The following is a 21,260-nucleotide window of genomic DNA, read 5'->3' as shown; positions in this document are numbered from 1 at the left end:
TAAATCAGGGCGGCCATTTGGCCGCCCTGATTGTTTATTACCTGAAAGAAAAACTATATAATATCGCGTTGGGTTTCTTTTAGCCTCTTCTTTGTATTACGAATCGCATCGCGCACATCGCGCACCGCTATACGCGCACATTTATCGGCCTTACCCAGTTTCTTCACAAAAGCGGTAATTTTAGTCTGCTCAGAAGCCGACAGCTTGTGGTGTATGCTTTCTACAAATTCCTGAAAATCGTCGGTTAGCGTATCAAGGTCTTCATAGGCCGTTTGCACATCGGCATGCAGCTCTTCAAGTTCTTTTACAGCTTCTTTCCAGAGTTGTACATTGTTTTTTCCAAGGCTCAGTATCAGTTCCTTCTCTTTTTTGCTGAATAATCCCATTAGTGTTAGTTTTAAGATGCAATTTCTTCCTAAAACATAATTCTGCCGTTAACGCAATGTTACCATAAGTGTATTTTTTACAATGGAAAGTTATAGCCTTTGGTAGCAAAAAATCACTAATTTTAATGTGTAAAACATCCACATTATGCAAGCACAAACACTTCGTAGGGTAGCCATTGTGGGCTACAGCCGCATACCTTTTGCCAGGCAGTTTACCAATTATGCAACGGCCTCTAACCAGGATATGATGGTAGCCGCCATAAACGGGCTTATTAACAAGTATGGCCTTGCAGGTAAGCAGCTGGGCGAAGTAGCCGGTGGTGCCGTTATAAAACACAGCTGGGAAATTAACCTGATGCGCGAGTGCGTGCTGCACACCAGCCTCAACCCTAAAACCCCGGCGTGCGATGTGCAGCAGGCCTGTAATACAGGCTTTGAGTCGGCATTGTACATTGCCAATAAAATAGCCCTCGGGCAAATAGACAGCGGTATAGCCGGGGGAGTAGATTCTACCAGTAATGTGCCGCTGGTGCTCAATGAACACATAAGGCGCATATTGCTCGATGTCCGCCGCAGCAAAAGCACATGGGACAGGATAAAGCAGTTCAGTAAGATTAAACTGAAAGACCTCACCCCCGTTGCCCCGGCCAATGTAGAGCCCGGCACCGGCCTTTCTATGGGCGGGCATACCGAATATACCGCCAAGTACTACAACATAAGCCGCGAAGAGCAGGATGCCTTTTCGCTTGGCAGCCACCAAAAAATGGCAGCAGCAGTTGACCGCGGTTTTTACAACGACTTAATCGTGCCGTTTATGGGGCTGGAACTCGACAACAATATGCGCCGTGATACTTCCCTTGAAAAACTGGCAAAACTAAAACCCGCTTTTGATAAAGAAAACGGATCGCTAACAGCCGGTAACTCCTCTCCCCTAACCGATGGTGCTTCGTGCATACTGCTGGCCAGCGAAGAATGGGCACAGGCTCAGGGGCTACCTGTATTGGCTTACATTACCCATGCCGAGCTTTCAGCTATTGAATATATTGAAAACAAACACAACCTGCTGCTGGCACCGGTATATGCCGCACCAAAAATGCTTAAAAAAGCAGGGCTTACATTGCAGGATTTTGATTTTTATGAAATTCACGAAGCTTTCGCGGCACAGGTACTCGCACTGCTCAAAATATGGGAATCCCCGCAACTTTCGACACAATTTGGCGTTGAAGCTTTAGGCTCAATAGACCCTGCAAAACTTAATGTAAACGGCAGCAGCCTGGCTACCGGCCATCCGTTTGCCGCTACAGGCGGGCGCATACTGGCCACCATGGCAAAGCTGCTGCATGAAAAAGGCTCAGGCCGTGGGTTTATTTCAGTATGTGCGGCGGGTGGCCAGGGCATGACATTCATCCTTGAAAAATAGCTGAAAAGATTTTGTACTGAAAACACCTAATCCGTAACAAATCCTTACATTTCGCTACCAATCAATAAACACATATCTTCATGAAAAAAGGGTTTCTTCTATTTACTCTTGCCGCCGGTTTTGCCGCTTCGGCACAGCAATATACACGCCGCGACAGCCTGCAGGGTGGCCTGCGTCCGGAGCGCACTACCTTTGATGTGCAGCGCTATGACCTGGATATTACCATAAACCCTGACGAGCGCAGCGTTGTGGGGTACAACCAGGTTACCTTTAAAGTTTTAGAAAACACATCTAAAATTCAGCTTGACCTTTTTGACAACATGAATGTAGACAGTATTGTGTACAACAAAACCAAACTGGCCTACACGCGCGATAATGATGCGGTGTTTATTACCTTCCCTAACGGCCTTAAAAAAGATAGTGAGGAAAGCCTGAAGTTTTACTATTCGGGCAGGCCTAATGTGGCTAAAAATGCCCCGTGGGACGGCGGTTTTGTATTTAAGAAGGATACCGATGGCAAGCCGTGGATAGGCGTTGCCGTACAGGGTACCGGTGCCAGCCTGTGGTATCCCGTTAAAGACCACCAGACTGATGAGCCCGACAGGGGTGCCTCTATAAAAGTAGCGGTGCCAAACGGGCTTATGAACGTGAGCAACGGCCGCTTTAAAGGCAGCGAAGATTTGGGCAACGGCTACACCCGTTGGGACTGGGAGGTTACCAACCCCATCAATAACTATGACATTACCATAAATGTGGCTGATTATGCCCACATTCACGACACGCACAACGGCCTTGACCTTGACTATTATGTACTACGCAAAAATGAGGAAAAAGCCAGGGTGCATTTTGAAGAGGTAAAAGGCATGCTGGATTGTTTCCAACAAAAATTTGGGCAATACCCGTTTGCAGAAGACGGTTACAAGCTGGTAGAAACGTCTTATCTGGGTATGGAGCACCAAAGTGCTGTGGCCTATGGCAACAAGTATAAAAAAGGCTACATGGGCATGGATATGACCGGTACAGGCCTGGGCCGTGAGTTTGATTACATTATAGTGCACGAAAGCGGCCACGAGTGGTTTGGCAACAGTATAACCAGTAAAGATATTGCCGATATGTGGATTCACGAAGGGTTTACCACCTATAGCGAAACGGTGTATGTAGAATGCCGCTATGGTTATGATAAAGCCATGCAGTACATTAACGGGCAGGCGCGCAATGTAGAAAACCGCAAGCCTGTAATAGGCGTTTTTGGCGTAAATAAAGAAGGTTCGGGAGATATGTATTACAAGGGTTCGCTAATGCTTAATACCCTGCGCCATATAACCAATGACGACACAAAATGGTGGAAAATGCTCCTGGGCTATTCTGAAACGTATAAAAAGAAGATTATTGATACCGAAACGGTAAACAAATATTTCAGCAAGGAAATGGGTATGGACCTGACTCACATTTTTAACCAGTACCTGCGCTTTACCCAAATACCTATCCTTCAGCTCAAGCTAAACGGCAAAAACCTGGAATACCGCTGGCAAACCGATGAAAAGGATTTTGAAATGCCGGTAGAGATATTAATTGGCGATAAAACCATCCGACTTAAGGCAACCAATAAATGGAAAAAGGAAAAAGTTACCGCCGCATCACTTACCGATGTTGAAGTAGCAACCAAAAAATTCTACATAAACGTTGAAAAACAACAATAACCCAAACGCCGCACTTAGCGGCGTTTTTTAATTGAATAGCTGTCACGGCAGTATACTGCCAAATATATAATTTCAGATATAGTATTTATGAGCAAAAAAGTTAGCCCCTCGTTTACAACCCCTTACACCAAATTTTAAAATTTTAACAAATCATTAATATTTAAGAGTTAAACCTCGGCGGAGTTTTTGTGTCAAACAGGCTCAATCATCAAAACTTACTATATATACTATTTCATGAAATTTTTAAAGATCACATTCATCTACTCCCTGTTATTTTTATCGGCAGGTTTGTTTGCCCAGGGCCAGCCCGCGGGTAAAAAAGTAACCGTAACCGGTACCGTAACAGATGCCTCAAGCAAAGAACCGCTTGAATTTGCCAATATTGTAATACAAAATGTAGCCGGTGCCACAATGGGCGGCGGCCTTACAGACGATAAGGGTAAATTTTCGGTAGAAGTTGCACCGGGCACCTACAAAATACTAATCTCGTTTTTTTCGTATAAAAACTTTACGATAGAAAATCGCGCCATAGAAGCCGATACCAACCTTGGGGCAATAGGCATGAGCGTAGACGCTACTGAGCTTGAAGGTGTGGAAATTATATCTGAAGTTACTACCGTTGAGCTAAAGCTTGATAAGCGCGTGTACAACATAGGTAACGATATGATGGTAAAAGGCGGTACGGTTAGCGATGTGCTTGATAACGTTCCGTCGCTTTCGGTAGATGCTGAAGGTAATGTGGCGCTTCGTGGCAACCAGAGTGTTACCATACTTATAGACGGCCGCCCCAGTAATCTTGCGGGCAGCAATGTGGCCGAGGTACTGCGCCTGCTGCCTGCAGACAGCGTAGATAAAGTAGAGATTATTACAAACCCTTCTGCACGTTATGATGCCGAAGGTGGTGGCGGTATTGTAAACATCGTGCTTAAAAAAGGTAAGGCAAACGGCTTTAACGGCTCTTTAATGGCTAATACCGGCGACCCGGCTAACCACGGTGCCAGCGCCAACCTAAACTTTAGGGGCGAAAGCTTTAACCTTTATACCAATATGGGCTATAACTACCGTAACAACCCCGGTAACTCTAAAACAGAGGCTGAATATCTTGATGCCGACAACAATACCGAAAGCTTTACAAACGAGCGCCGTACTAACGACCGTAAACGTAAAGGTTTTAACGCTACTGTAGGCCTTGAGTGGTTTGTAGACTCTACCGCTACATGGACAAACGCCATCAGCATCCGCCGCAATACAGGCGACAACCCTACTAAAACCTATTATGATAATTATGATGCCAGCCGCAACTACCTGAGCTCACGCTACAGGCTAAACGCACAGGAAAGCGAAGAAAGCAACCTTAATTACAGCACCAGCTTCCAGAAGAAATTTGACAATAACGGCCACGAGCTTAAGATTGATATGTCGGCTTCAAAAAACATTGAAGATGAAAATGCCAACATAAGCGATGAGTACATCAATACAAACCTTGAAAACGCCTATCAGCGCACGTTTAACGATACAGAGGAAAGCCGTGGGCTTATTCAGGCCGATTATGTGTTGCCTCTTGGCGAAAGCGGGCGTTTTGAAGCCGGTTACCGTGGCAGCTTCAGCCAGCAGGATGTAGATTTTACTACCGAAGACCTTGTTGACGGGGCGTATGAAAACAATGTAAACTACACTAACCACCTTATTTATAAAGAAAAGGTTAATGCGCTTTATGCACAATACGGCAATAAAATGGGTAAATTCTCTTACCTGCTTGGCCTTAGGTGGGAAGACTCTAACATAGATGTTAACCTGCTTACCACTAACGATTTTAACAACAAGAGGTACAACAACTTCTTCCCTACTGCCTTTGCGTCTTATGAGTTTAGCGAAAGCAGCAGCCTTAGCCTTAGCTATGCACGCAGGATAAACCGCCCCCGAGGCAGGTTCCTTAACCCGTTTGGCGGCCTTGAGAGTAACATTAATATCTTTAGGGGTAACCCCGACATTAACCCGAGTATGACACACTCTATTGATGCCGGCTACATGAAAAAATGGAGGGATATAACCCTAAATACTTCGGCTTACTTTAACATGACCGATGACAGCTTCCAGTTTGTGCGCCAGGCAGGCGGTACAACGGCCGATGGTACGCCAATAACGCTTACAACCCCTATTAACCTTGCTAAAGAATACCGTTTTGGCTTTGAGTTTAATGTAAACTATAATCCTTTTAAATGGTGGAGGCTAAACAGCAACTTTAACTTCTTCCGTAACGAGACACAGGGTGATTACACCTTTACGTATACCGACCCTACAACCGGCGAAACAGTTAACGACTACCAGGATTTTAATAACACGGCCTATGCCTGGACCACCCGCCTTAACAGTAAAATAAGCCTGCCATGGAAAATAGACTGGCAGCTTAACGGAAACTATGAAGCACCGCAAAACAATGCTCAGGGCCGCCGTGTGGGTGTGGCAAGTGCCAATACTGCCCTAAGCAAGGATATTTTAAAAGACCAGGCTACCATAGCGTTAAACGTGCAGGATATTTTTAACTCACGTAAAATGAAGAACGATACCTTTATACCGGGCCAGATACGCTCGTACAGCGAAATGCAGTGGAGGCAAAGGCAGGTAACACTAAGCTTTACCTACCGTTTTAACATGAGCAGGTCTGACAGGCAAAAAGAACAGCAGCGCCAGCGCCAGGACAATGGCGGCGGAGGCGATGAGTATATGGGAGGTTAAACTCTAATTCAGAAATTAGAACTCAGAAATTAGAATTAGCTACCGGAAACCTTAATTTAAATGAGAAACGCAGATGTGATAAATTATTACATCTGCGTTTTTATTTTGAGTGAAGTTCATTCTAATTTCTAATTTCTGACTTCTAAGTTAACCTCAGTCAAAACACTCCATCATAAGCAGGTCTCCGGCGGTATGTTCAATAGTTACAATTCCATCTTTAACCACTTTGTTACTGCTACCCGTGCGATAACCTATTGTTAGCTCATCATTATTAAGCTCATACATTAAATTTTGAGAATAAATGCCGCTTACCTTCCCTACCGGTATTAATGATATGGGTGTGCCGGCAGTATACCACTTTTCAAATTTAGGGGGGAGCACAAAAACCTTACTATGGTCGTCAAGTACAACTATTTTGAGTTTATCCCTAAACCGTACAATATTGGTAATATTTGTTATGGTATGGTCTGCCCTTTTGCCCGTTGCCCACACAACATTTACGGCAGGAAAACCTCTTTCCACAAGATAATCACAGGCTTTTTCAAGGTCGGTCTTGTCCTGGTCGGGTGTATGTACTATTTCAAGCGGATACTGTAAATCCCTGTAAGTTTCAGGGTCAAAGCCATGGTCAAAATCACCAAGCAATACATCTACCTTAATATCCAGTTGCATAACACGCTCTATTGCACTGTCAAGTACAATAACCAGGGGGCTCCATTCCAGCAGCTGCCCTAAAAGTTCGGGGCTGCATTCCTGCCCGTTGGCTATAATAAGTGCGGGCTCCTGGTCGTCTCTAACAATATGGTGTGATGACATTTCTAAAAAATTTCAACAAAAATACAGATGTTTTATTTAAACCCGAAATTACTGTAATAATCAGTAAATAAAGACACTTACATAATTATTATATGCCTGCATAACAAAATTTAATAGTTAAAAGAGTGTTAAAACAATTAATTGTTGTAACGAAAACGGGGTAATGAGCGTCTATTATATTAAACGGGCTAATCATCCGGAAGTAAAAACAAAACAACATATCAATCATCAAAAAATCAATTATCATGAAAAAAGCGATCATTTATTTAGGCCTTGCTTTATTAGCATTTAGTAACGTAACAATGGCATCTGCAAACACAACTGCTGTTCCAGAATTTGGGTTAGTTAAAGAATACGGAAACAACACGCCGCTTGCAATTGCTATTATGAAAGGTGATACCGAAACGGTAAAGAAATTTATTGAGTATGGGGCTGATGTAAACGAAAAATCTAACGGCATGACACCACTTATGGTAGCCGCCAGGTACAATCGTGTAGACATTATTAAACTTTTGCTTGATAAAGGCGCAAACCTTAAAGCTGCTGATGAAAAAGGCCTTACAGCACTAAAGCATGCACAGATATCTAAAGCATCTGATGCAGAGGAATTAATTAAGCAGGCACTTGACTCTTAAGTGCAGGCCTGAAAAAATGGTTAAAAAGCATCTGCCACGGCAGATGCTTTTTTTATTTCCTGAAACGGCTTATAATCCAGATGATAATTACTACAACGGCAATCACGGCAAAAATACCCACTGCCATACCCGCCTGAAAAATATCGCCAATAAGTTCACATCCTGTTACAAGGCTTAGCAATATGGCAAAAAAGCCTAATTTTATAATCCTGGTTTGCATACTGTTTTGTTTTTAGGTTTATTACTTAAAGTTAAAACATACCTGACTGGATTTTCTTAAAAATAAATCAATTAGCTTAAAATTAAGGGTTTAAGTATTGTGTAAAGTTTACTTTTTAAAAAGCCATTTTTTACCTACTTTTACACCTCCAAACCATTACCCAAAACATGAGCCATAAAATATTGCTTACAAGCCGCGAAGTAAACATAATACTGCACCGCCTGGCCTGCCAGCTGATAGAAAAACACCTTGATTTTTCTGACACGGTTCTTATAGGCATACAGCCGCGTGGTGGCTTTGTGGCAAACCGCATAAAACAAATACTGGAAAAAGAATATAATGTGCCCGAAATTAAGCTGGGCAACCTTGATATTACATTCTTTCGCGATGATTTCCGCCGTCATGAAAAACCACTTGAGGCCAATAAAACTGAAATTGACTTTATTGTAGAAAATAAAAAGGTGGTATTTATAGACGATGTTTTATATACCGGCCGCAGCATTCGTGCAGCACTTACCGCCATACAATCGTTTGGGCGTCCAAGCAATATAGAGCTTATGGTGCTTATAGACCGCCGTTTTAGCCGCGACCTGCCCATACAGCCTGATTACAGGGGCCGCCAGGTAGATGCCATAAACAACGAAAAGGTTAAGGTATCTTGGGTGGAAAACGAAGGCGAAGATGCCGTTTACATTGTTCAAAAAAGCTAAAAGCAACAACACACAACAACTAAAATGAAAGAACTGAGCGTTAATCATTTACTTGGTATAAAATATATAAACAAGGCCGATATTGACCTTATTTTTGAAACTGCAGACCAGTTTAAAGAAGTAATTAACCGCCCTATTAAAAAAGTACCCTCGCTCAGGGATATTACCATAGCCAACATTTTTTTTGAAAACAGTACCCGTACCCGCCTTTCTTTTGAACTGGCACAAAAAAGGCTTAGCGCCGATGTAATAAGCTTTAGTGCGGCACAGTCTTCTGTTAAAAAAGGCGAAACGCTGATTGATACCGTAAACAACATACTTTCAATGAAAGTAGATATGGTTGTTATGAGGCATGAAAAACCCGGAGCAGCACACTTTTTGGCCAATAACGTTAACGCCAGTATAGTTAATGCTGGAGACGGTGCCCATGAGCACCCTACTCAGGCGTTACTGGATTCTTATACCATCCGCGAGAAATTAGGCGGTGTAGAGGGTAAAAAAATTGTTATTGTGGGCGATATACTGCACAGCCGTGTGGCACTTTCTAACATATTTGCTTTGCAGATGCAAGGTGCCGAAGTGCGCGTATGCGGGCCAAAAACGCTTATACCACGTTATATTGAGTCGCTTGGTGTTAAGGTAGAACCTAACCTTCGAAAAGCATTAGAGTGGGGTGATGTAGCCAATATGCTGCGCGTGCAAAATGAAAGGCTTGATGTTAATTACTTCCCTTCAACGCGTGAATATGCACAACAATACGGCCTTGACAAGCAGTTGCTTGACTCGCTTAACAAAGAAATAATTATTATGCACCCCGGCCCTATTAACCGTGGCGTAGAAATAACCAGCGATGTGGCCGACTCTCAGCAATCGGTTATATTAGAACAGGTAGAAAACGGTGTGGCCGTAAGGATGGCTGTAATATACCTGCTGGCAAGCAAAATTAAACAGTAACAAAGCGGCTTAGCCGCTGAGCCTCTTAGCTGCTTAGCCGCTAAGGAGCTAAGAAGCTTTAGAAAAAATGCAATCAGAACAAAAAGGACATACAACAGTTTTAACGGATACAAACAGTAACACAGCCGCTTTTCTTGAAGCTGTTACCGCAGCATACAGCACTTACAAAGACCAAAACCTGGTGCTTGACTTAACAGCAAATGGCGAATTAGCGTTGGAGCAGCTACTGCCCTACCTGCCACTGAGCAACAAACACCGCAAGGCAAAAAAATCTTTTGTATTGGTAGTACCCGGATTTGATTATGATGAAGCTCCGGATGAAATGGTTATTGTACCTACACTCCAGGAAGCCCACGATCTTATTGAAATGGAAGAAATAGAACGTGATTTGGGTTTTTAATATATCTTTTTAAAACCAAAACGTTTACAAAATATAAAGGCCACCTTTCGGTGGCCTTTACTATTACATAGAAGTTTCTTCTTAGCTAAGTGCAGCTTTAACCTGGTCAGCAGCTTCCTGGAACAATGTTGCAGAAAGGATAGGCATACCAGAGTTATCTATAAGTTCTTTTGCTATCTCAGCATTAGTACCCTGAAGACGAACGATGATAGGCACATTGATAGCATCACCCATGTTTTGGTAAGCATCTACAACACCCTGTGCAACACGGTCGCAACGCACAATACCACCAAAAATATTGATAAGGATTGCTTTTACGTTAGGGTCTTTAAGTATAATACGGAAAGCCGTTTCAACACGCTTGGCATCGGCAGTACCACCCACGTCAAGGAAGTTAGCCGGCTCAAAACCTGCATATTTAATAAGGTCCATAGTTGCCATGGCAAGGCCTGCGCCGTTTACCATACAACCTACAGTACCGTCAAGGTCAACATAGTTAAGGCCTACTTCTTTAGCTTCAACCTCAATTGGGTTTTCCTCACGCACATCGCGCATATCGGCATATTTCTTCTGGCGGTAAAGAGCGTTGTCATCAAGCACCACTTTAGCATCTACAGCAAGAATTTTATTGTCTGATGTTTTAAGAACCGGGTTTATTTCAAACATTGATGAATCGCTGTCAACATAAGCGTTGTAAAGAGCAGCAATAAATGTTACCATTTCTTTAAAAGCATTGCCGCTAAGGCCAAGGTTAAAAGCAATTCTCCTTGCCTGGAAGCCCTGAAGGCCTACAGCCGGGTCAATTTCTTCAGTAAAAATACGGTCTGGAGTGTGCTCAGCCACTTCTTCAATATCCATACCGCCCTCAGTAGAATACATAATCATGTTACGGCCTGTACCCCTGTTAAGAAGTACTGATACATAAAATTCTGAAGTTTCACTTTCACCGGGATAGTATACGTCTTCAGCCACAAGTACTTTGTGTACCCTTTTACCTGTTGGAGGAGTTTGAGGTGTTATAAGGTCCATACCTATAATTTGTCCTGCAATCTCTTCAACCTGCTCAAGGTTTTTGGCAAGCTTTACGCCACCGCCTTTACCACGGCCACCCGCATGTATTTGTGCTTTAATAACGTGCCAGCCTGTACCGGTTTGTGCAGTAAGCTCTTTTGCAGCGGCTACAGCCTCAGCAGGGCTGTTAGCTACAATACCGCGTTGCACACGCACACCGTGGCTTGCCAGTATTTCTTTTCCCTGATATTCGTGTAAATTCATGATATATGCGTTTATCTTATTAAAAGTGGAACAAAAATAGCAAATTACATCGTATCGCAGAAAGTTATTTAAACTTTTTCCTGCTAAAAAACATTACATTATTGTTAAGGCCACGCAACCATCTAAAAACTCATGCGTCTTTAAAATAAAAACAGCTATATGTTATCAATCAATTATTATAAATATTAAAACAATCACAATTTTTTGACCTTGTTTAACCAACTTTTAAGATACAAGGCTATATTTACACCTTACTTTTATACTAAAACGTAACGCCTATTGAATTTTTAACTTTATTTAAAACCAGTATGAAAGAGATTATTATTCTACTACTCGCCCTGCCACTACTAATATTTTACAAAGAAGCTGAAGACGACGCCATTTATTATAACGAAAATCAGCAAAAATAATACACCTTTAGCATATTAAGTTATAAATATAACTTTTTGTTATTTTTTGTTAATCATTATATATTTGCTTGTGTGCGTGCTATTTGATACCTAATTTTGCTGTACTGAAAAGGATTTTTTATGGAAGCAAGACAGCTGGTACAACTGGCAGAACAATTTGGCAGCCCGCTATATGTATATGATGCGGCTAAAATACAATCGCAATACCATAAGCTTGAAAACGCATTTGGTAAGGTAAAACATTTAAGGATAAACTATGCCGTTAAGGCACTAAGCAATATATCTGTACTAAAGCTGCTGAAACAAATGGGCAGCGGCCTTGATACTGTTAGCATACAGGAAGTTCAGTTAGGTCTTTTGGCAGGCTATTCGCCCGAAAAAATCATCTATACGCCAAACGGTGTATCTATGGAAGAAATTGAGGAGGTAGCCGCACTGGGCGTTCAGATAAACATAGACAACCTTAGTATCCTGGAGCAATTTGGTGCCAAGCATCCCACTACTCCGGTGTGCATCCGCATAAACCCACACGTTATGGCAGGTGGCAACAGCAATATATCGGTTGGGCATATAGACAGCAAATTTGGTATTTCTATACACCAAATGCCACACCTGCTGCGCATAGTACAAAATACAGGTATGCACATTAACGGCATACACATGCACACGGGCAGCGATATTCTTGATATTGAGGTATTCCTTTATGCCGCAGAAATATTATTTGAAGCTGCAAGCCACTTTAAAGAATTGGAGTTCCTTGATTTTGGCAGCGGGTTTAAAGTACCCTACAAAAAAGACGACATCCATACTGATGTTGAAGAACTGGGCAAAAAACTGGGCAAGCGTTTTAATGCTTTCTGTGCAGAATATGGCCGCGACCTTACACTTGCTTTTGAACCGGGTAAATTCCTGGTAAGCGAAGCCGGTTATTTTCTTGCTAAGGTAAATGTGGTGAAACAAACCACCTCAACCGTATTTGCAGGGGTAGACAGCGGTTTTAACCACCTTATACGACCTATGCTTTATGGCTCTTACCACCACATAGAAAACATTTCTAACCCTAAAGGTAAGGAGCGCTTTTACAGCGTAGTGGGCTATATCTGTGAAACCGATACTTTTGCAAGCAACCGCCGCATTGCCGAAATTAAAGAAGGTGATTTACTGTGTTTCCGCAACGCAGGGGCTTATTGTTTTAGCATGAGCAGCAACTACAACAGCCGCGTGCGCCCTGCCGAAGTACTTTGGTATGAAGGCAAAGGCCACATTATAAGGGAACGCGAAACCTTTGAAGACATCATACGCAACCAGGTTATAATGGATTTTGAACCTGCCGTTGCCGTTACCGTTTAGGTTATATATAATTGTTACTTTACTTGAAGGGCCGCACCAGAAATGGTACGGCCTTTTATTATTCCCCAAGTATTTGTGCAGCGTGGTTTTTAGTCACAACCTTACTTATCACATTCTCAATAACACCATTACCATCAATAACAAAAGTAGTGCGGTGTATGCCGTCAAACTCGCGGCCCATAAATTTCTTAGGCCCCCAAACGCCAAAGGCATTTATAAGTTCCTTATTTTCATCTGCCAATAGTGGAAACGGCAGGTTTTGCTTTACCTGGAAGTTCTTCTGTTTCTTTTGGGTATCGGCACTAACACCTAAAAGCTCATAACCTTGTGCCTTTAGTTCTGCATAATTGTCGCGCAGGTTGCAGGCCTCAACGGTGCAGCTTGGTGTGCTGGCCGCCGGGTAAAAAAACACCACCAGCTTTTTGCCTTTGTAGTCAGAAAGTTTGTGGGTATTGCCATCTTGGTCTACAGCAGTAAATTGTGGCGCTTTATCTCCTTTTTTAAGTGTGTTCATGTTGTATATTTGTGCAAAAGTACAACAATGACTAAAGCCGAAAAAGCCAAATTTGTTATAAAAACCCTACAGGAAATATACCCTACCATACCGCTTCCGCTCGACCATAAAGACCCATACACGTTACTGATTGCCGTGCTTATGAGTGCCCAGAGCACTGATGTGCGGGTTAACCAGATAACCCCACTGCTTTTTGAACGCGCCGATAACCCTAAAATGATGGTAAAGCTGGATGTGGAAGAAATACGCGAGATTATAAAACCCGTAGGCCTCTCTCCTGCCAAGGCAAAAGCCATACACGGCCTTTCTGAAATACTGCTGGATAAATATAATGGCGAAGTACCTGCCACATTTGAAGACCTGGAGTCTTTACCCGGTGTGGGCCATAAAACCGCCAGCGTGGTTATGAGCCAGGCATTTGGCGTGCCGGCCTTTCCGGTAGATACCCACATACACCGACTTATGTACCGCTGGGGCTTAAGCGATGGCAAAAACGTGGTGCAGACTGAAAATGATGCCAAGAAACTATTTCCACGTGATTTGTGGAACGACCTGCACCTTCAAATCATCTGGTACGGGCGCCAGTACTCCCCTGCCCGCGGCTGGAACCTGGACAAGGATATTGTTACCGCAACCATAGGACGAAAATCAGTTTTGGACGAATACCATAAAAAAAGCTCCCGTAAATAAGGGAGCTTTTTTTATTAATTGGCTATGTTTTCAAACACGCCATGTTCAGTCTTAACAAAATTTAGAGCTTTGGAGTAGCTGAGTAAAAAATCTATTGTTTCCTGTTTAGGCAGCATATCCTGTGATACTTGTTCTTTAGAGTAGAGTTTTGCCATAGAGCATTGTTATTTATGTTGTTGCTACATATAATAACGCTAAACTAAAACAAGTATTGCCTAATTGGTTAAAATAATTTTATTTTTTTCAATTACCTTACGCATATTCATTAGTGCATAGCGCATACGGCCCAGGGCAGTATTAATACTAACACCTGTTAAATCAGCTATCTCCTTAAAGCTAAGATCCTGATAGATGCGCATTTGCAGCACTTCTTTCTGGTCAGCCGGAAGCTCGTCAATAATACGCATCAGGTCGCTTTCCACCTGTTCGGTAATAATCCTGTTCTCTACATTAGGCGCATTGTCTGTCATGATAGAGAAAATAGAAAACTCCTCGGTTTCGCGGTGCATTGGCATTTTTTTATTGCGGCGAAAGTGGTCTACCACAAGGTTATGGGCAATACGCATTACCCACGGCAAAAATTTGCCCTCCTCATTGTATGAATTGCTCTTTAAGGTTTTAATAACCTTAATAAAAGTATCCTGAAAGATGTCATCAGCTACATCCCTGTCAGAAACTTTAGAATAGATAAATCCGTAGATTTTAGATTGGTGCCTCTTAATTAGTGTAGCAAGAGCATTTTCATCTCCACCCACATAATTTTTCACCAGGACAGCGTCAGGGATTACAACATTAGCCATAGCAATACTTTTTAGCGTTTTTTGAATTTGGTTTTCTTAACCTCTGCTTAGCAGAGTTCTAAAAAGTAGTTTTCGCTTATAGGCCTTGTTAATTTTGAATTAATGATATGCCAAATATAACATAATAAAATTATAAAAAACAAACCTTATTTAAAATTTTAACATATAACAGGCAATAATATTTGTTAATATCAGTAAACATCTCAACAAATTCAGGAAAAAACGCTGTAGTACTGCTGTTTTAGCACCAATTACCTTACAATATTTTCACGTTTTTGTAACCTGAAAATAGTACGTAAAATACGCTCTTCAGTAGTTTCGGGGCGTTTCGCGGCATATATCCACTCGGCACACATGCGCTGCTCCCATTTTTTGCGCTGCAGAAACAATTTGTACACCCCGGCTTCTTCCAAACGCACAACAAGCCCTTCCGGCACCTGATACACCGAATCATCCCGGTAAAGCGTTACGTGCACATAATCGCCTTCCTCCTTCTTAATTGCCTTACGAATTTCGGCTTTAACCGGAAAGAACAGCCTGCCGCCTCCCATAGGCATGAGATTATAGCTTTTAATCTCATGCCCGTCAATAGTGCCTTTTACTTTAACCCAGCCGAAGGCAGCATCCTTTTCCTTTTTAATTTCAGGCAGGGTAATATACGTCCACCCGCCCTTACCGGGAAAGCGTTCTAACTGGTATTCTTTATCTACAAGGGGCTTTTCCATTACACAAATTCAAATTTAACCGTTTCTGTATCGGGGGTAATCTTTATTGTACTGCCCAATATTAATGCCCTGTTATCAGCTATATGCCCGCTGGGGAAGCCAAAATACACAGGACAGTCAAAGTGCTGTAGGGTAATATCCTGATAGGTCATACCGAATGGGATTGTGCTTTCCTTAATATCTACCATACCGCCCACAATTACAGCTTTAAGGCTGGCAAATTTACCGGCACGTTTCAGCGCAATAAGCATACGGTCATAATGATACAGGTATTCATCTATATCTTCAATAAACAATATTTTACCAGTCATATCGCTATCCGATTCTGAACCCACGATATTGTACAGCATTGAGAGGTTGCCGCCTACAAGCGCGCCTTCTACCATCTCCCCTGCCCTGTTTTCAGGTTCTACAGGAATTTCATAAGCCAGGCTTTCGCCGAAGAGCGCCTTACGGATGGTTTCTGTCGATTCCGGCGTACTTTTAGGATAGCCCTGCAACATAACGCCATGCAGTGTTTGTATGCCAAAGTTGTGTACGTGGCTGTGCAGCAGCGTGATGTCGCTATAGCCCACCAGCCATTTAGGATTTTGTTTGAATCCTGTCCAGTCAACCGCATCAATAATGCGCAGCGTACCATAGCCGCCTTTAGTAAAAAAGATGGCTTTTATGGCCGAATCATCCAGCATTTGCTGCAAATCGGCGAGGCGCTGGGCATCTGTACCCGCCAGGAAGCCGTATTCGTTAAACGCATTGGCGCCTATTACGGGCTCAAGGCCCCAGCTTTTTAGTGTGGTAAGGGCAGCTTCTATTTCATGCGGTTCGGTACGCTTAGCGGTACTTATAATACCGATTTTATCGCCGGGAGAAAGGTATGGTGGTGTGGTCATATTTTAGTTTTTAAATCCGGATTTAAGATGTTGGTTATAGTTCCTTTTCCTAAAACTTTATCCCCTTCCATAAACTCAAAATCAAGACCATCATAAAGCCTACCATTAAAAAACTCCGGCGACAATATTCTTATTGCAGCCTCAACTGTTTCGCCCGGATATACAAACTCTTTATCTATAAATATCTGTGTTCCGCTTGTTGACATTTTATCAAAACTAAACTTTATCTGTGGCCTGTACCCAGATGCAGCAGGGGTTTTCCTACCACCTTGCTCAGTAGTTTTATAAGTAAGTTCTGCTATAAAATCTGCATTTTGTATTTGAAGCCCCTTATCAAGTCTTACGGCCAATTTTTCAATATCCTGACGCTTTGCCAGTACATTAAGCCAGTCTTGGGGTATGGTTTCATAGCCATACAGCAATGCGGCAAGCCCGCCGGTTACGGCCGCTGTAGTATCGGTATCGCTACCCAGGTTTACGGCTTTAAGTGTAGCGTCTTTGTAGTTATCAGTAGTAAACAGGCACCAGATGCTTGCCTCAAGTGTATGCAACACATAGCCACTGCTTTGCACCTCATCTTCGGGCAGGGTATAAATATCTCCCTTTAAAAGCCTGTCGAAAATGGCAACCTCGTCTGCAATAATCCCTTTGGCTTTCAGGAAATCGCCCACCTCTGTTTTAAGCAATGTATAGATATAGTGTATGTCTGTTGTTTCCAACAAATGCCGTGCAAACTCCAGGTAATAAAAACACGCAATAACCGACCGCACATGCCCGTGTGTAATAGACGACACCATTTTTGTAATGGCATAACGTTCTTCAACCGGTTTATCTTTTATATAAAACACAAGCGGCAGTATGCGCATAAGCGAACCATTTCCGTTTGAGCTGACTTCAAAACCACCGGCAACTTCGGGTTTTATGCCGCGTGCCAGCCTTTCAATGGCCTGATGTGTGGCAATGCCAATATCAAAAACCTGCCCGCGTGCCGACCAAAACCCCTGATACAGCCACAGCTTAAAGTTATCGGCAATTTCATCGGGGTCGCAGCCGTTAACCAGCGCTTCTGCAAGGCAAAACGTAAGCGAGGCATCGTCAGAAAACGTGCCTGCCGGCTGATGGTGCGTACCAAAAGCCTGCATATCAACCACCGGGAAACGCGTTAAATACTCCCGTTCCTCAAACTCAACTGGCACGCCAAGGGCATCGCCCACTGCCACACCAAGAAGCGCTGCTGTTATTTTATTTTGCATCTGTTGTATTAATTAATCCTTGCCTTCAATACTTATTGTTGCTGTCTCGCTACCTATATTAAGGCCAAGCAATAACTGCAGGGTTTCCTCATCAGCATTTACAACAAGTAATTTATAATTGCTCTTATCGTTAGTTATAACCACATCTTCAACAGAGGCAATACGTAACGTAAGCGAGAGGCCTTTGTTTAGTGCAATGTTTACAAACCATTGTTCTTTTACTTCTCCGTTTATAAGGTTGCCAATAATGTAGAATTCATTTTTACGTATTACAGCAAAGCTCTCAATGATATTAAATGTTCCCTGGCTCATTATTATTCTTTACCTCAAATATAATAATTCCCTTCTCAATCCCTTAACAAAAATCTCCCCTAAAACCCGTATCTTTGCCTATTCAAATTTTGCCATGATAAAGACCGATTTTTCTACCCTCGAGCCTAAGAAAAACATACTTATAAAAGGTGCGCAGCTGCACAACCTTAAAAATATAGATGTAGCCATACCACGTAACAAGCTTGTGGTGGTTACGGGCCTTTCGGGTTCGGGTAAATCGAGCCTGGCATTTGATACCCTTTATGCCGAAGGCCAGCGCCGCTATGTAGAGAGCCTTTCGAGTTACGCACGCCAGTTCCTTGGCCGCCTCGACAAGCCAAAGGTAGAATACATTAAGGGCATTGCCCCTGCCATTGCCATAGAACAAAAAGTAAACACCACAAACGCACGCTCTACCGTGGGCACCAGCACCGAGATTTATGATTACATGAAGCTGCTGTTTGCGCGTGTGGGCCGCACCTATTCGCCCGTATCGGGCCGCGAGGTTAAAAAGCATACGGTTACCGATGTTATTAACGAAGTAAAAGGCTTTGAGCCTGATAGCCGCTGGCTGCTGCTTGCACCTGTGCATACCGAAAAAGGCCGTACCCTACAGGAAAAGCTGGGCATACTGCTACAACAGGGTTTTGCCCGTGTGCTGGTAGATAACGAAACCCTGCGCCTTGATGATATTACCGGTGCCGACTTTACTAACAAAGAGGTTTTACTGATTGTAGACCGTATTGTGGTAAAAGACGAAGAAGAGTTTTACAACCGCCTGGGCGATGCCGTGCAAACCGCATTTTATGAAGGCAAGGGCGAAGCTTACCTTCAGGATGTAAGCACCGGTAACCGCCTGCCTTTCAGTAATAATTTCGAGTTGGACGGCATTACCTTTGCCGAGCCCAACGTGCACCTGTTCAGCTTTAACAACCCCTATGGCGCGTGCCCTTCATGCGAAGGCTACGGCAGCATTATAGGCATTGATGAAGAACTGGTGATTCCAAACACAGCGCTTTCGGTATATGAAAATGCCATTTACCCGTGGCGTGGCGAAAGCATGGGCTGGTATCGCGACGAACTGGTAAAGAACAGCCATAAGTTTGATTTCCCCGTGCACAAACCGTATTTCCAGCTTAGCGAAAGCGACCGCCACCTTATATGGACGGGCAATAAATACTTCGTAGGCCTTAACGATTTCTTCGCCGAGCTTGAAGAGAAAAACTACAAGATACAAAACCGTGTAATGCTGAGCCGTTACCGCGGTAAAACCAAATGCCCCGAATGTAAAGGCAAACGCCTGAAACCCGAAGCCAACTACGTATTAATTGGCAACCGCACCATAAGCGATTTGGTTGACCTCCCAATAAAAAACCTGGCAGAGTTCTTCAGCCAGCTTGAGCTGAACGAATATGATGCCAAGGTGGCCAAGCGCCTTTTGATAGAAATAAACAACCGCCTGCGCTTTTTGCAGGAAGTCGGGTTAGATTACCTTACCTTAAACCGCCGTTCGGCTACACTATCGGGTGGAGAAAGCCAAAGGATAAACCTGGCTACATCGCTCGGCAGTAGCCTTGTGGGCAGTATGTATATTTTGGATGAGCCGTCTATCGGGCTGCACCCTAAAGACACCGAACGCCTTATAAAAGTGCTGGAAGACCTGCGCAACCTGGGCAATACCGTGATTGTGGTAGAGCACGACGAAGACATCATGAAAATGGCCGATATGATTATTGATATTGGCCCTGAAGCCGGTACGCACGGTGGCGAACTCGTAGCACAAGGCACGTATGATGAGATATTAAAGTCGGACTCGCTTACCGCGAAATACCTAAACGGTGAGCTGGAGATAAGCGTACCTAAAAAACGCCGCAAATTTAAGCACCATATAGATGTAGTGGGCGCCCGCGAAAACAACCTGAAAAACATAGATGTTACCTTTCCGCTGGACTGCCTTACGGTTATAACAGGGGTTTCGGGCAGCGGCAAGAGTACGCTTGTCAAAAAAATACTGTTCCCCGCCCTGCAAAAGCAATTAGAGGGCGTGGGCGAAAAAGCCGGCCAGTTTACCGAACTTCGCGGCAGCTACAGCCACATAAAGCATATTGAGTACGTTGACCAGAACCCCATAGGCCGTAGCTCGCGCTCTAACCCGGTTACCTATATTAAAGCGTATGATGACATCCGCGACCTGTTTGCTAAGCAAAAGCTGGCACAACTGCGCGGTTACCAGAGCAAGCATTTCTCGTTTAACGTAGACGGCGGCCGCTGCGAAACCTGCAAGGGTGATGGCGAGGTAACCATTGAGATGCAGTTTATGGCCGACGTGCACCTGGAATGCGAAACCTGCAACGGCAAGCGCTTTAAGAAAGAAATTCTTGAAATTACCTTTGAGGATAAAAATATAGACGATATCCTGACCATGACCATTGATGATGCCGTGGCGTTTTTCAGCAAGCACAAACAAACCAAGATCATGACCAAGCTACAACCGCTACAGGATGTTGGTTTGGGCTATGTACAGTTGGGGCAGTCAAGCTCTACCCTTTCGGGTGGTGAGGCACAGCGCATTAAGCTGGCATCGTTCCTTGTTAAAGGCGCTACTAAAGACAAGGCGCTGTTTGTGTTTGACGAGCCTACCACAGGCCTGCACTTCCACGATATTAAAAAGTTGCTGGCCAGCTTTGAGGCGCTGATTGACAAAGGGCATTCCATCATAGTAATTGAGCACAACCTCGACCTGATTAAATGCGCCGACTACATTATTGACATTGGCCCTGAAGGTGGCGAAAATGGCGGGCACTTAGTAGCTTTCGGTACGCCGGAAGAAGTGGCTAAGAATATTAAGAGTGTTACGGGTGCGTATTTAAAGGAGAAGCTCTAGAGTTATCCATAATCTATTATAAAACATTAATATTTAAATATTTACAATTTCGGATACAATGTATCCGAAATTGTAAATTATATGGCTTCAAAAAAACAAGGCACTATACACAATAAAATCAGGGCTTAAGAAATAACAATACATTTCTCACAGCAACGTTTAATTGGCACACAAACCAAA

The 21,260-nt window shown here is 43.3% G+C and carries 21 protein-coding genes; 10 read left to right on the top strand and 11 right to left on the bottom strand.

Annotated elements, in window-relative coordinates:
- Positions 1-53: 53 nt before the first annotated feature.
- Complete coding sequence (locus tag AM279_RS02000) at positions 54-386, bottom strand: hypothetical protein (protein ID WP_054405997.1); 333 nt, start codon at positions 384-386, stop codon at positions 54-56.
- A 145-nt stretch (positions 387-531) separates the two neighbouring features.
- Between AM279_RS02000 and AM279_RS01995 the strand changes: the two genes are divergently transcribed.
- The 3 genes from AM279_RS01995 to AM279_RS01985 all read left to right on the top strand — a co-directional run bounded on the left by AM279_RS01995 (position 532) and on the right by AM279_RS01985 (position 6,242).
- Positions 532-1,806: an acetyl-CoA C-acetyltransferase gene (locus AM279_RS01995; protein WP_054405996.1), complete on the top strand. Its 1,275-nt coding sequence runs from the start codon at positions 532-534 to the stop codon at positions 1,804-1,806.
- 80 nt (positions 1,807-1,886) lie between these two features.
- The gene (locus AM279_RS01990; protein WP_054405995.1) at positions 1,887-3,506 is read left to right on the top strand and encodes a M1 family metallopeptidase; all 1,620 of its coding nucleotides are present in this window, start codon (positions 1,887-1,889) and stop codon (positions 3,504-3,506) included.
- Between the two features lie 234 nt (positions 3,507-3,740).
- Complete coding sequence (locus AM279_RS01985; protein ID WP_054405994.1) at positions 3,741-6,242, top strand: TonB-dependent receptor domain-containing protein; 2,502 nt, start codon at positions 3,741-3,743, stop codon at positions 6,240-6,242.
- A 153-nt stretch (positions 6,243-6,395) separates the two neighbouring features.
- Here the strand turns inward: AM279_RS01985 and AM279_RS01980 are convergent, their stop codons facing one another.
- Positions 6,396-7,058, bottom strand: coding sequence for a thiamine diphosphokinase (locus AM279_RS01980; protein WP_054405993.1), 663 nt, complete (start codon positions 7,056-7,058; stop codon positions 6,396-6,398).
- A 245-nt stretch (positions 7,059-7,303) separates the two neighbouring features.
- On the opposite strand from AM279_RS01980, the gene AM279_RS01975 reads away from it, so the two are divergent.
- Entirely contained in the window at positions 7,304-7,693 is a 390-nt protein-coding gene (locus AM279_RS01975; RefSeq protein ID WP_054405992.1) for an ankyrin repeat domain-containing protein, read from the top strand.
- 52 nt (positions 7,694-7,745) lie between these two features.
- Here the strand turns inward: AM279_RS01975 and AM279_RS20735 are convergent, their stop codons facing one another.
- Entirely contained in the window at positions 7,746-7,913 is a 168-nt protein-coding gene (locus AM279_RS20735) for a hypothetical protein (RefSeq protein ID WP_162838289.1), read from the bottom strand.
- Between the two features lie 167 nt (positions 7,914-8,080).
- On the opposite strand from AM279_RS20735, the gene pyrR reads away from it, so the two are divergent.
- The 3 genes from pyrR (at position 8,081) to AM279_RS01960 (ending at position 9,977) form a co-directional block, all read left to right on the top strand.
- The gene (gene pyrR, locus AM279_RS01970; RefSeq protein WP_054405991.1) at positions 8,081-8,623 is read left to right on the top strand and encodes a bifunctional pyr operon transcriptional regulator/uracil phosphoribosyltransferase PyrR; all 543 of its coding nucleotides are present in this window, start codon (positions 8,081-8,083) and stop codon (positions 8,621-8,623) included.
- Between the two features lie 24 nt (positions 8,624-8,647).
- Positions 8,648-9,577 (top strand): aspartate carbamoyltransferase catalytic subunit, encoded by a 930-nt coding sequence (locus AM279_RS01965; RefSeq protein ID WP_054405990.1) that lies wholly within the window; start codon positions 8,648-8,650, stop codon positions 9,575-9,577.
- A gap of 67 nt (positions 9,578-9,644) precedes the next feature.
- On the top strand, positions 9,645-9,977 hold the full coding sequence (locus tag AM279_RS01960; RefSeq protein WP_054405989.1) for a hypothetical protein: 333 nt from the start codon (positions 9,645-9,647) through the stop codon (positions 9,975-9,977).
- Between the two features lie 81 nt (positions 9,978-10,058).
- Here the strand turns inward: AM279_RS01960 and sucC are convergent, their stop codons facing one another.
- A complete protein-coding gene (sucC, locus tag AM279_RS01955) occupies positions 10,059-11,252 on the bottom strand; it encodes an ADP-forming succinate--CoA ligase subunit beta (protein WP_054405988.1) in 1,194 nt (397 codons plus the stop codon).
- Positions 11,253-11,782: 530 nt separating this feature from the next.
- On the opposite strand from sucC, the gene lysA reads away from it, so the two are divergent.
- The gene (gene lysA, locus AM279_RS01950; RefSeq protein WP_054405987.1) at positions 11,783-13,012 is read left to right on the top strand and encodes a diaminopimelate decarboxylase; all 1,230 of its coding nucleotides are present in this window, start codon (positions 11,783-11,785) and stop codon (positions 13,010-13,012) included.
- Positions 13,013-13,070: 58 nt separating this feature from the next.
- Here the strand turns inward: lysA and bcp are convergent, their stop codons facing one another.
- Positions 13,071-13,526: a thioredoxin-dependent thiol peroxidase gene (gene bcp, locus AM279_RS01945; protein WP_054405986.1), complete on the bottom strand. Its 456-nt coding sequence runs from the start codon at positions 13,524-13,526 to the stop codon at positions 13,071-13,073.
- Between the two features lie 27 nt (positions 13,527-13,553).
- Between bcp and AM279_RS01940 the strand changes: the two genes are divergently transcribed.
- Complete coding sequence (locus tag AM279_RS01940) at positions 13,554-14,216, top strand: endonuclease III domain-containing protein (protein ID WP_054405985.1); 663 nt, start codon at positions 13,554-13,556, stop codon at positions 14,214-14,216.
- A gap of 14 nt (positions 14,217-14,230) precedes the next feature.
- Here the strand turns inward: AM279_RS01940 and AM279_RS20730 are convergent, their stop codons facing one another.
- The 6 genes from AM279_RS20730 to AM279_RS01915 form a co-directional block, all read right to left on the bottom strand.
- Positions 14,231-14,371, bottom strand: a complete 141-nt coding sequence (locus AM279_RS20730; protein WP_162838288.1) for a hypothetical protein — start codon at positions 14,369-14,371, stop codon at positions 14,231-14,233.
- A gap of 60 nt (positions 14,372-14,431) precedes the next feature.
- Complete coding sequence (locus AM279_RS01935; protein ID WP_054405984.1) at positions 14,432-15,016, bottom strand: RNA polymerase sigma factor; 585 nt, start codon at positions 15,014-15,016, stop codon at positions 14,432-14,434.
- Between the two features lie 251 nt (positions 15,017-15,267).
- Positions 15,268-15,741, bottom strand: coding sequence for a YdeI/OmpD-associated family protein (locus AM279_RS01930; protein ID WP_054405983.1), 474 nt, complete (start codon positions 15,739-15,741; stop codon positions 15,268-15,270).
- A complete protein-coding gene (locus tag AM279_RS01925) occupies positions 15,741-16,631 on the bottom strand; it encodes a S66 peptidase family protein (protein ID WP_054405982.1) in 891 nt (296 codons plus the stop codon). The genes AM279_RS01930 and AM279_RS01925 overlap by 1 nt, the downstream gene beginning before the upstream one ends.
- Positions 16,628-17,884, bottom strand: a complete 1,257-nt coding sequence (locus tag AM279_RS01920; RefSeq protein ID WP_074961479.1) for an ADP-ribosylglycohydrolase family protein — start codon at positions 17,882-17,884, stop codon at positions 16,628-16,630. The genes AM279_RS01925 and AM279_RS01920 overlap by 4 nt, the downstream gene beginning before the upstream one ends.
- Positions 17,885-17,896: 12 nt before the next feature.
- On the bottom strand, positions 17,897-18,196 hold the full coding sequence (locus AM279_RS01915) for a hypothetical protein (RefSeq protein WP_054405981.1): 300 nt from the start codon (positions 18,194-18,196) through the stop codon (positions 17,897-17,899).
- A 94-nt stretch (positions 18,197-18,290) separates the two neighbouring features.
- On the opposite strand from AM279_RS01915, the gene uvrA reads away from it, so the two are divergent.
- A complete protein-coding gene (uvrA, locus tag AM279_RS01910) occupies positions 18,291-21,080 on the top strand; it encodes an excinuclease ABC subunit UvrA (protein WP_054405980.1) in 2,790 nt (929 codons plus the stop codon).
- The last annotated feature ends 180 nt before the right edge of the window (positions 21,081-21,260 follow it).

The organism is Flavobacterium akiainvivens (assembly GCF_001278115.1).
Lineage (GTDB): Bacteria > Bacteroidota > Bacteroidia > Flavobacteriales > Flavobacteriaceae > Flavobacterium > Flavobacterium akiainvivens.
The sequence above is the reverse complement of the archived record's forward strand: the minus strand, read 5'-3'. Positions and strand labels throughout refer to the sequence as shown.

Coding starts and splice junctions, on each gene's coding strand:
- AM279_RS01935 (WP_054405984.1), bottom strand. CDS start 15,016: ATGGCTAATGTTGTAATCCCTGACGCTGTCCTGGTGAAAAATTATGTG.
- AM279_RS20735 (WP_162838289.1), bottom strand. CDS start 7,913: ATGCAAACCAGGATTATAAAATTAGGCTTTTTTGCCATATTGCTAAGC.
- AM279_RS01915 (WP_054405981.1), bottom strand. CDS start 18,196: ATGAGCCAGGGAACATTTAATATCATTGAGAGCTTTGCTGTAATACGT.
- AM279_RS20730 (WP_162838288.1), bottom strand. CDS start 14,371: ATGGCAAAACTCTACTCTAAAGAACAAGTATCACAGGATATGCTGCCT.
- AM279_RS01940 (WP_054405985.1), top strand. CDS start 13,554: ATGACTAAAGCCGAAAAAGCCAAATTTGTTATAAAAACCCTACAGGAA.
- AM279_RS02000 (WP_054405997.1), bottom strand. CDS start 386: ATGGGATTATTCAGCAAAAAAGAGAAGGAACTGATACTGAGCCTTGGA.
- AM279_RS01925 (WP_054405982.1), bottom strand. CDS start 16,631: ATGACCACACCACCATACCTTTCTCCCGGCGATAAAATCGGTATTATA.
- AM279_RS01990 (WP_054405995.1), top strand. CDS start 1,887: ATGAAAAAAGGGTTTCTTCTATTTACTCTTGCCGCCGGTTTTGCCGCT.
- AM279_RS01975 (WP_054405992.1), top strand. CDS start 7,304: ATGAAAAAAGCGATCATTTATTTAGGCCTTGCTTTATTAGCATTTAGT.
- AM279_RS01930 (WP_054405983.1), bottom strand. CDS start 15,741: ATGGAAAAGCCCCTTGTAGATAAAGAATACCAGTTAGAACGCTTTCCC.
- AM279_RS01965 (WP_054405990.1), top strand. CDS start 8,648: ATGAAAGAACTGAGCGTTAATCATTTACTTGGTATAAAATATATAAAC.
- bcp (WP_054405986.1), bottom strand. CDS start 13,526: ATGAACACACTTAAAAAAGGAGATAAAGCGCCACAATTTACTGCTGTA.
- AM279_RS01985 (WP_054405994.1), top strand. CDS start 3,741: ATGAAATTTTTAAAGATCACATTCATCTACTCCCTGTTATTTTTATCG.
- sucC (WP_054405988.1), bottom strand. CDS start 11,252: ATGAATTTACACGAATATCAGGGAAAAGAAATACTGGCAAGCCACGGT.
- uvrA (WP_054405980.1), top strand. CDS start 18,291: ATGATAAAGACCGATTTTTCTACCCTCGAGCCTAAGAAAAACATACTT.
- AM279_RS01960 (WP_054405989.1), top strand. CDS start 9,645: ATGCAATCAGAACAAAAAGGACATACAACAGTTTTAACGGATACAAAC.
- AM279_RS01980 (WP_054405993.1), bottom strand. CDS start 7,058: ATGTCATCACACCATATTGTTAGAGACGACCAGGAGCCCGCACTTATT.
- AM279_RS01995 (WP_054405996.1), top strand. CDS start 532: ATGCAAGCACAAACACTTCGTAGGGTAGCCATTGTGGGCTACAGCCGC.
- AM279_RS01920 (WP_074961479.1), bottom strand. CDS start 17,884: ATGCAAAATAAAATAACAGCAGCGCTTCTTGGTGTGGCAGTGGGCGAT.
- lysA (WP_054405987.1), top strand. CDS start 11,783: ATGGAAGCAAGACAGCTGGTACAACTGGCAGAACAATTTGGCAGCCCG.
- pyrR (WP_054405991.1), top strand. CDS start 8,081: ATGAGCCATAAAATATTGCTTACAAGCCGCGAAGTAAACATAATACTG.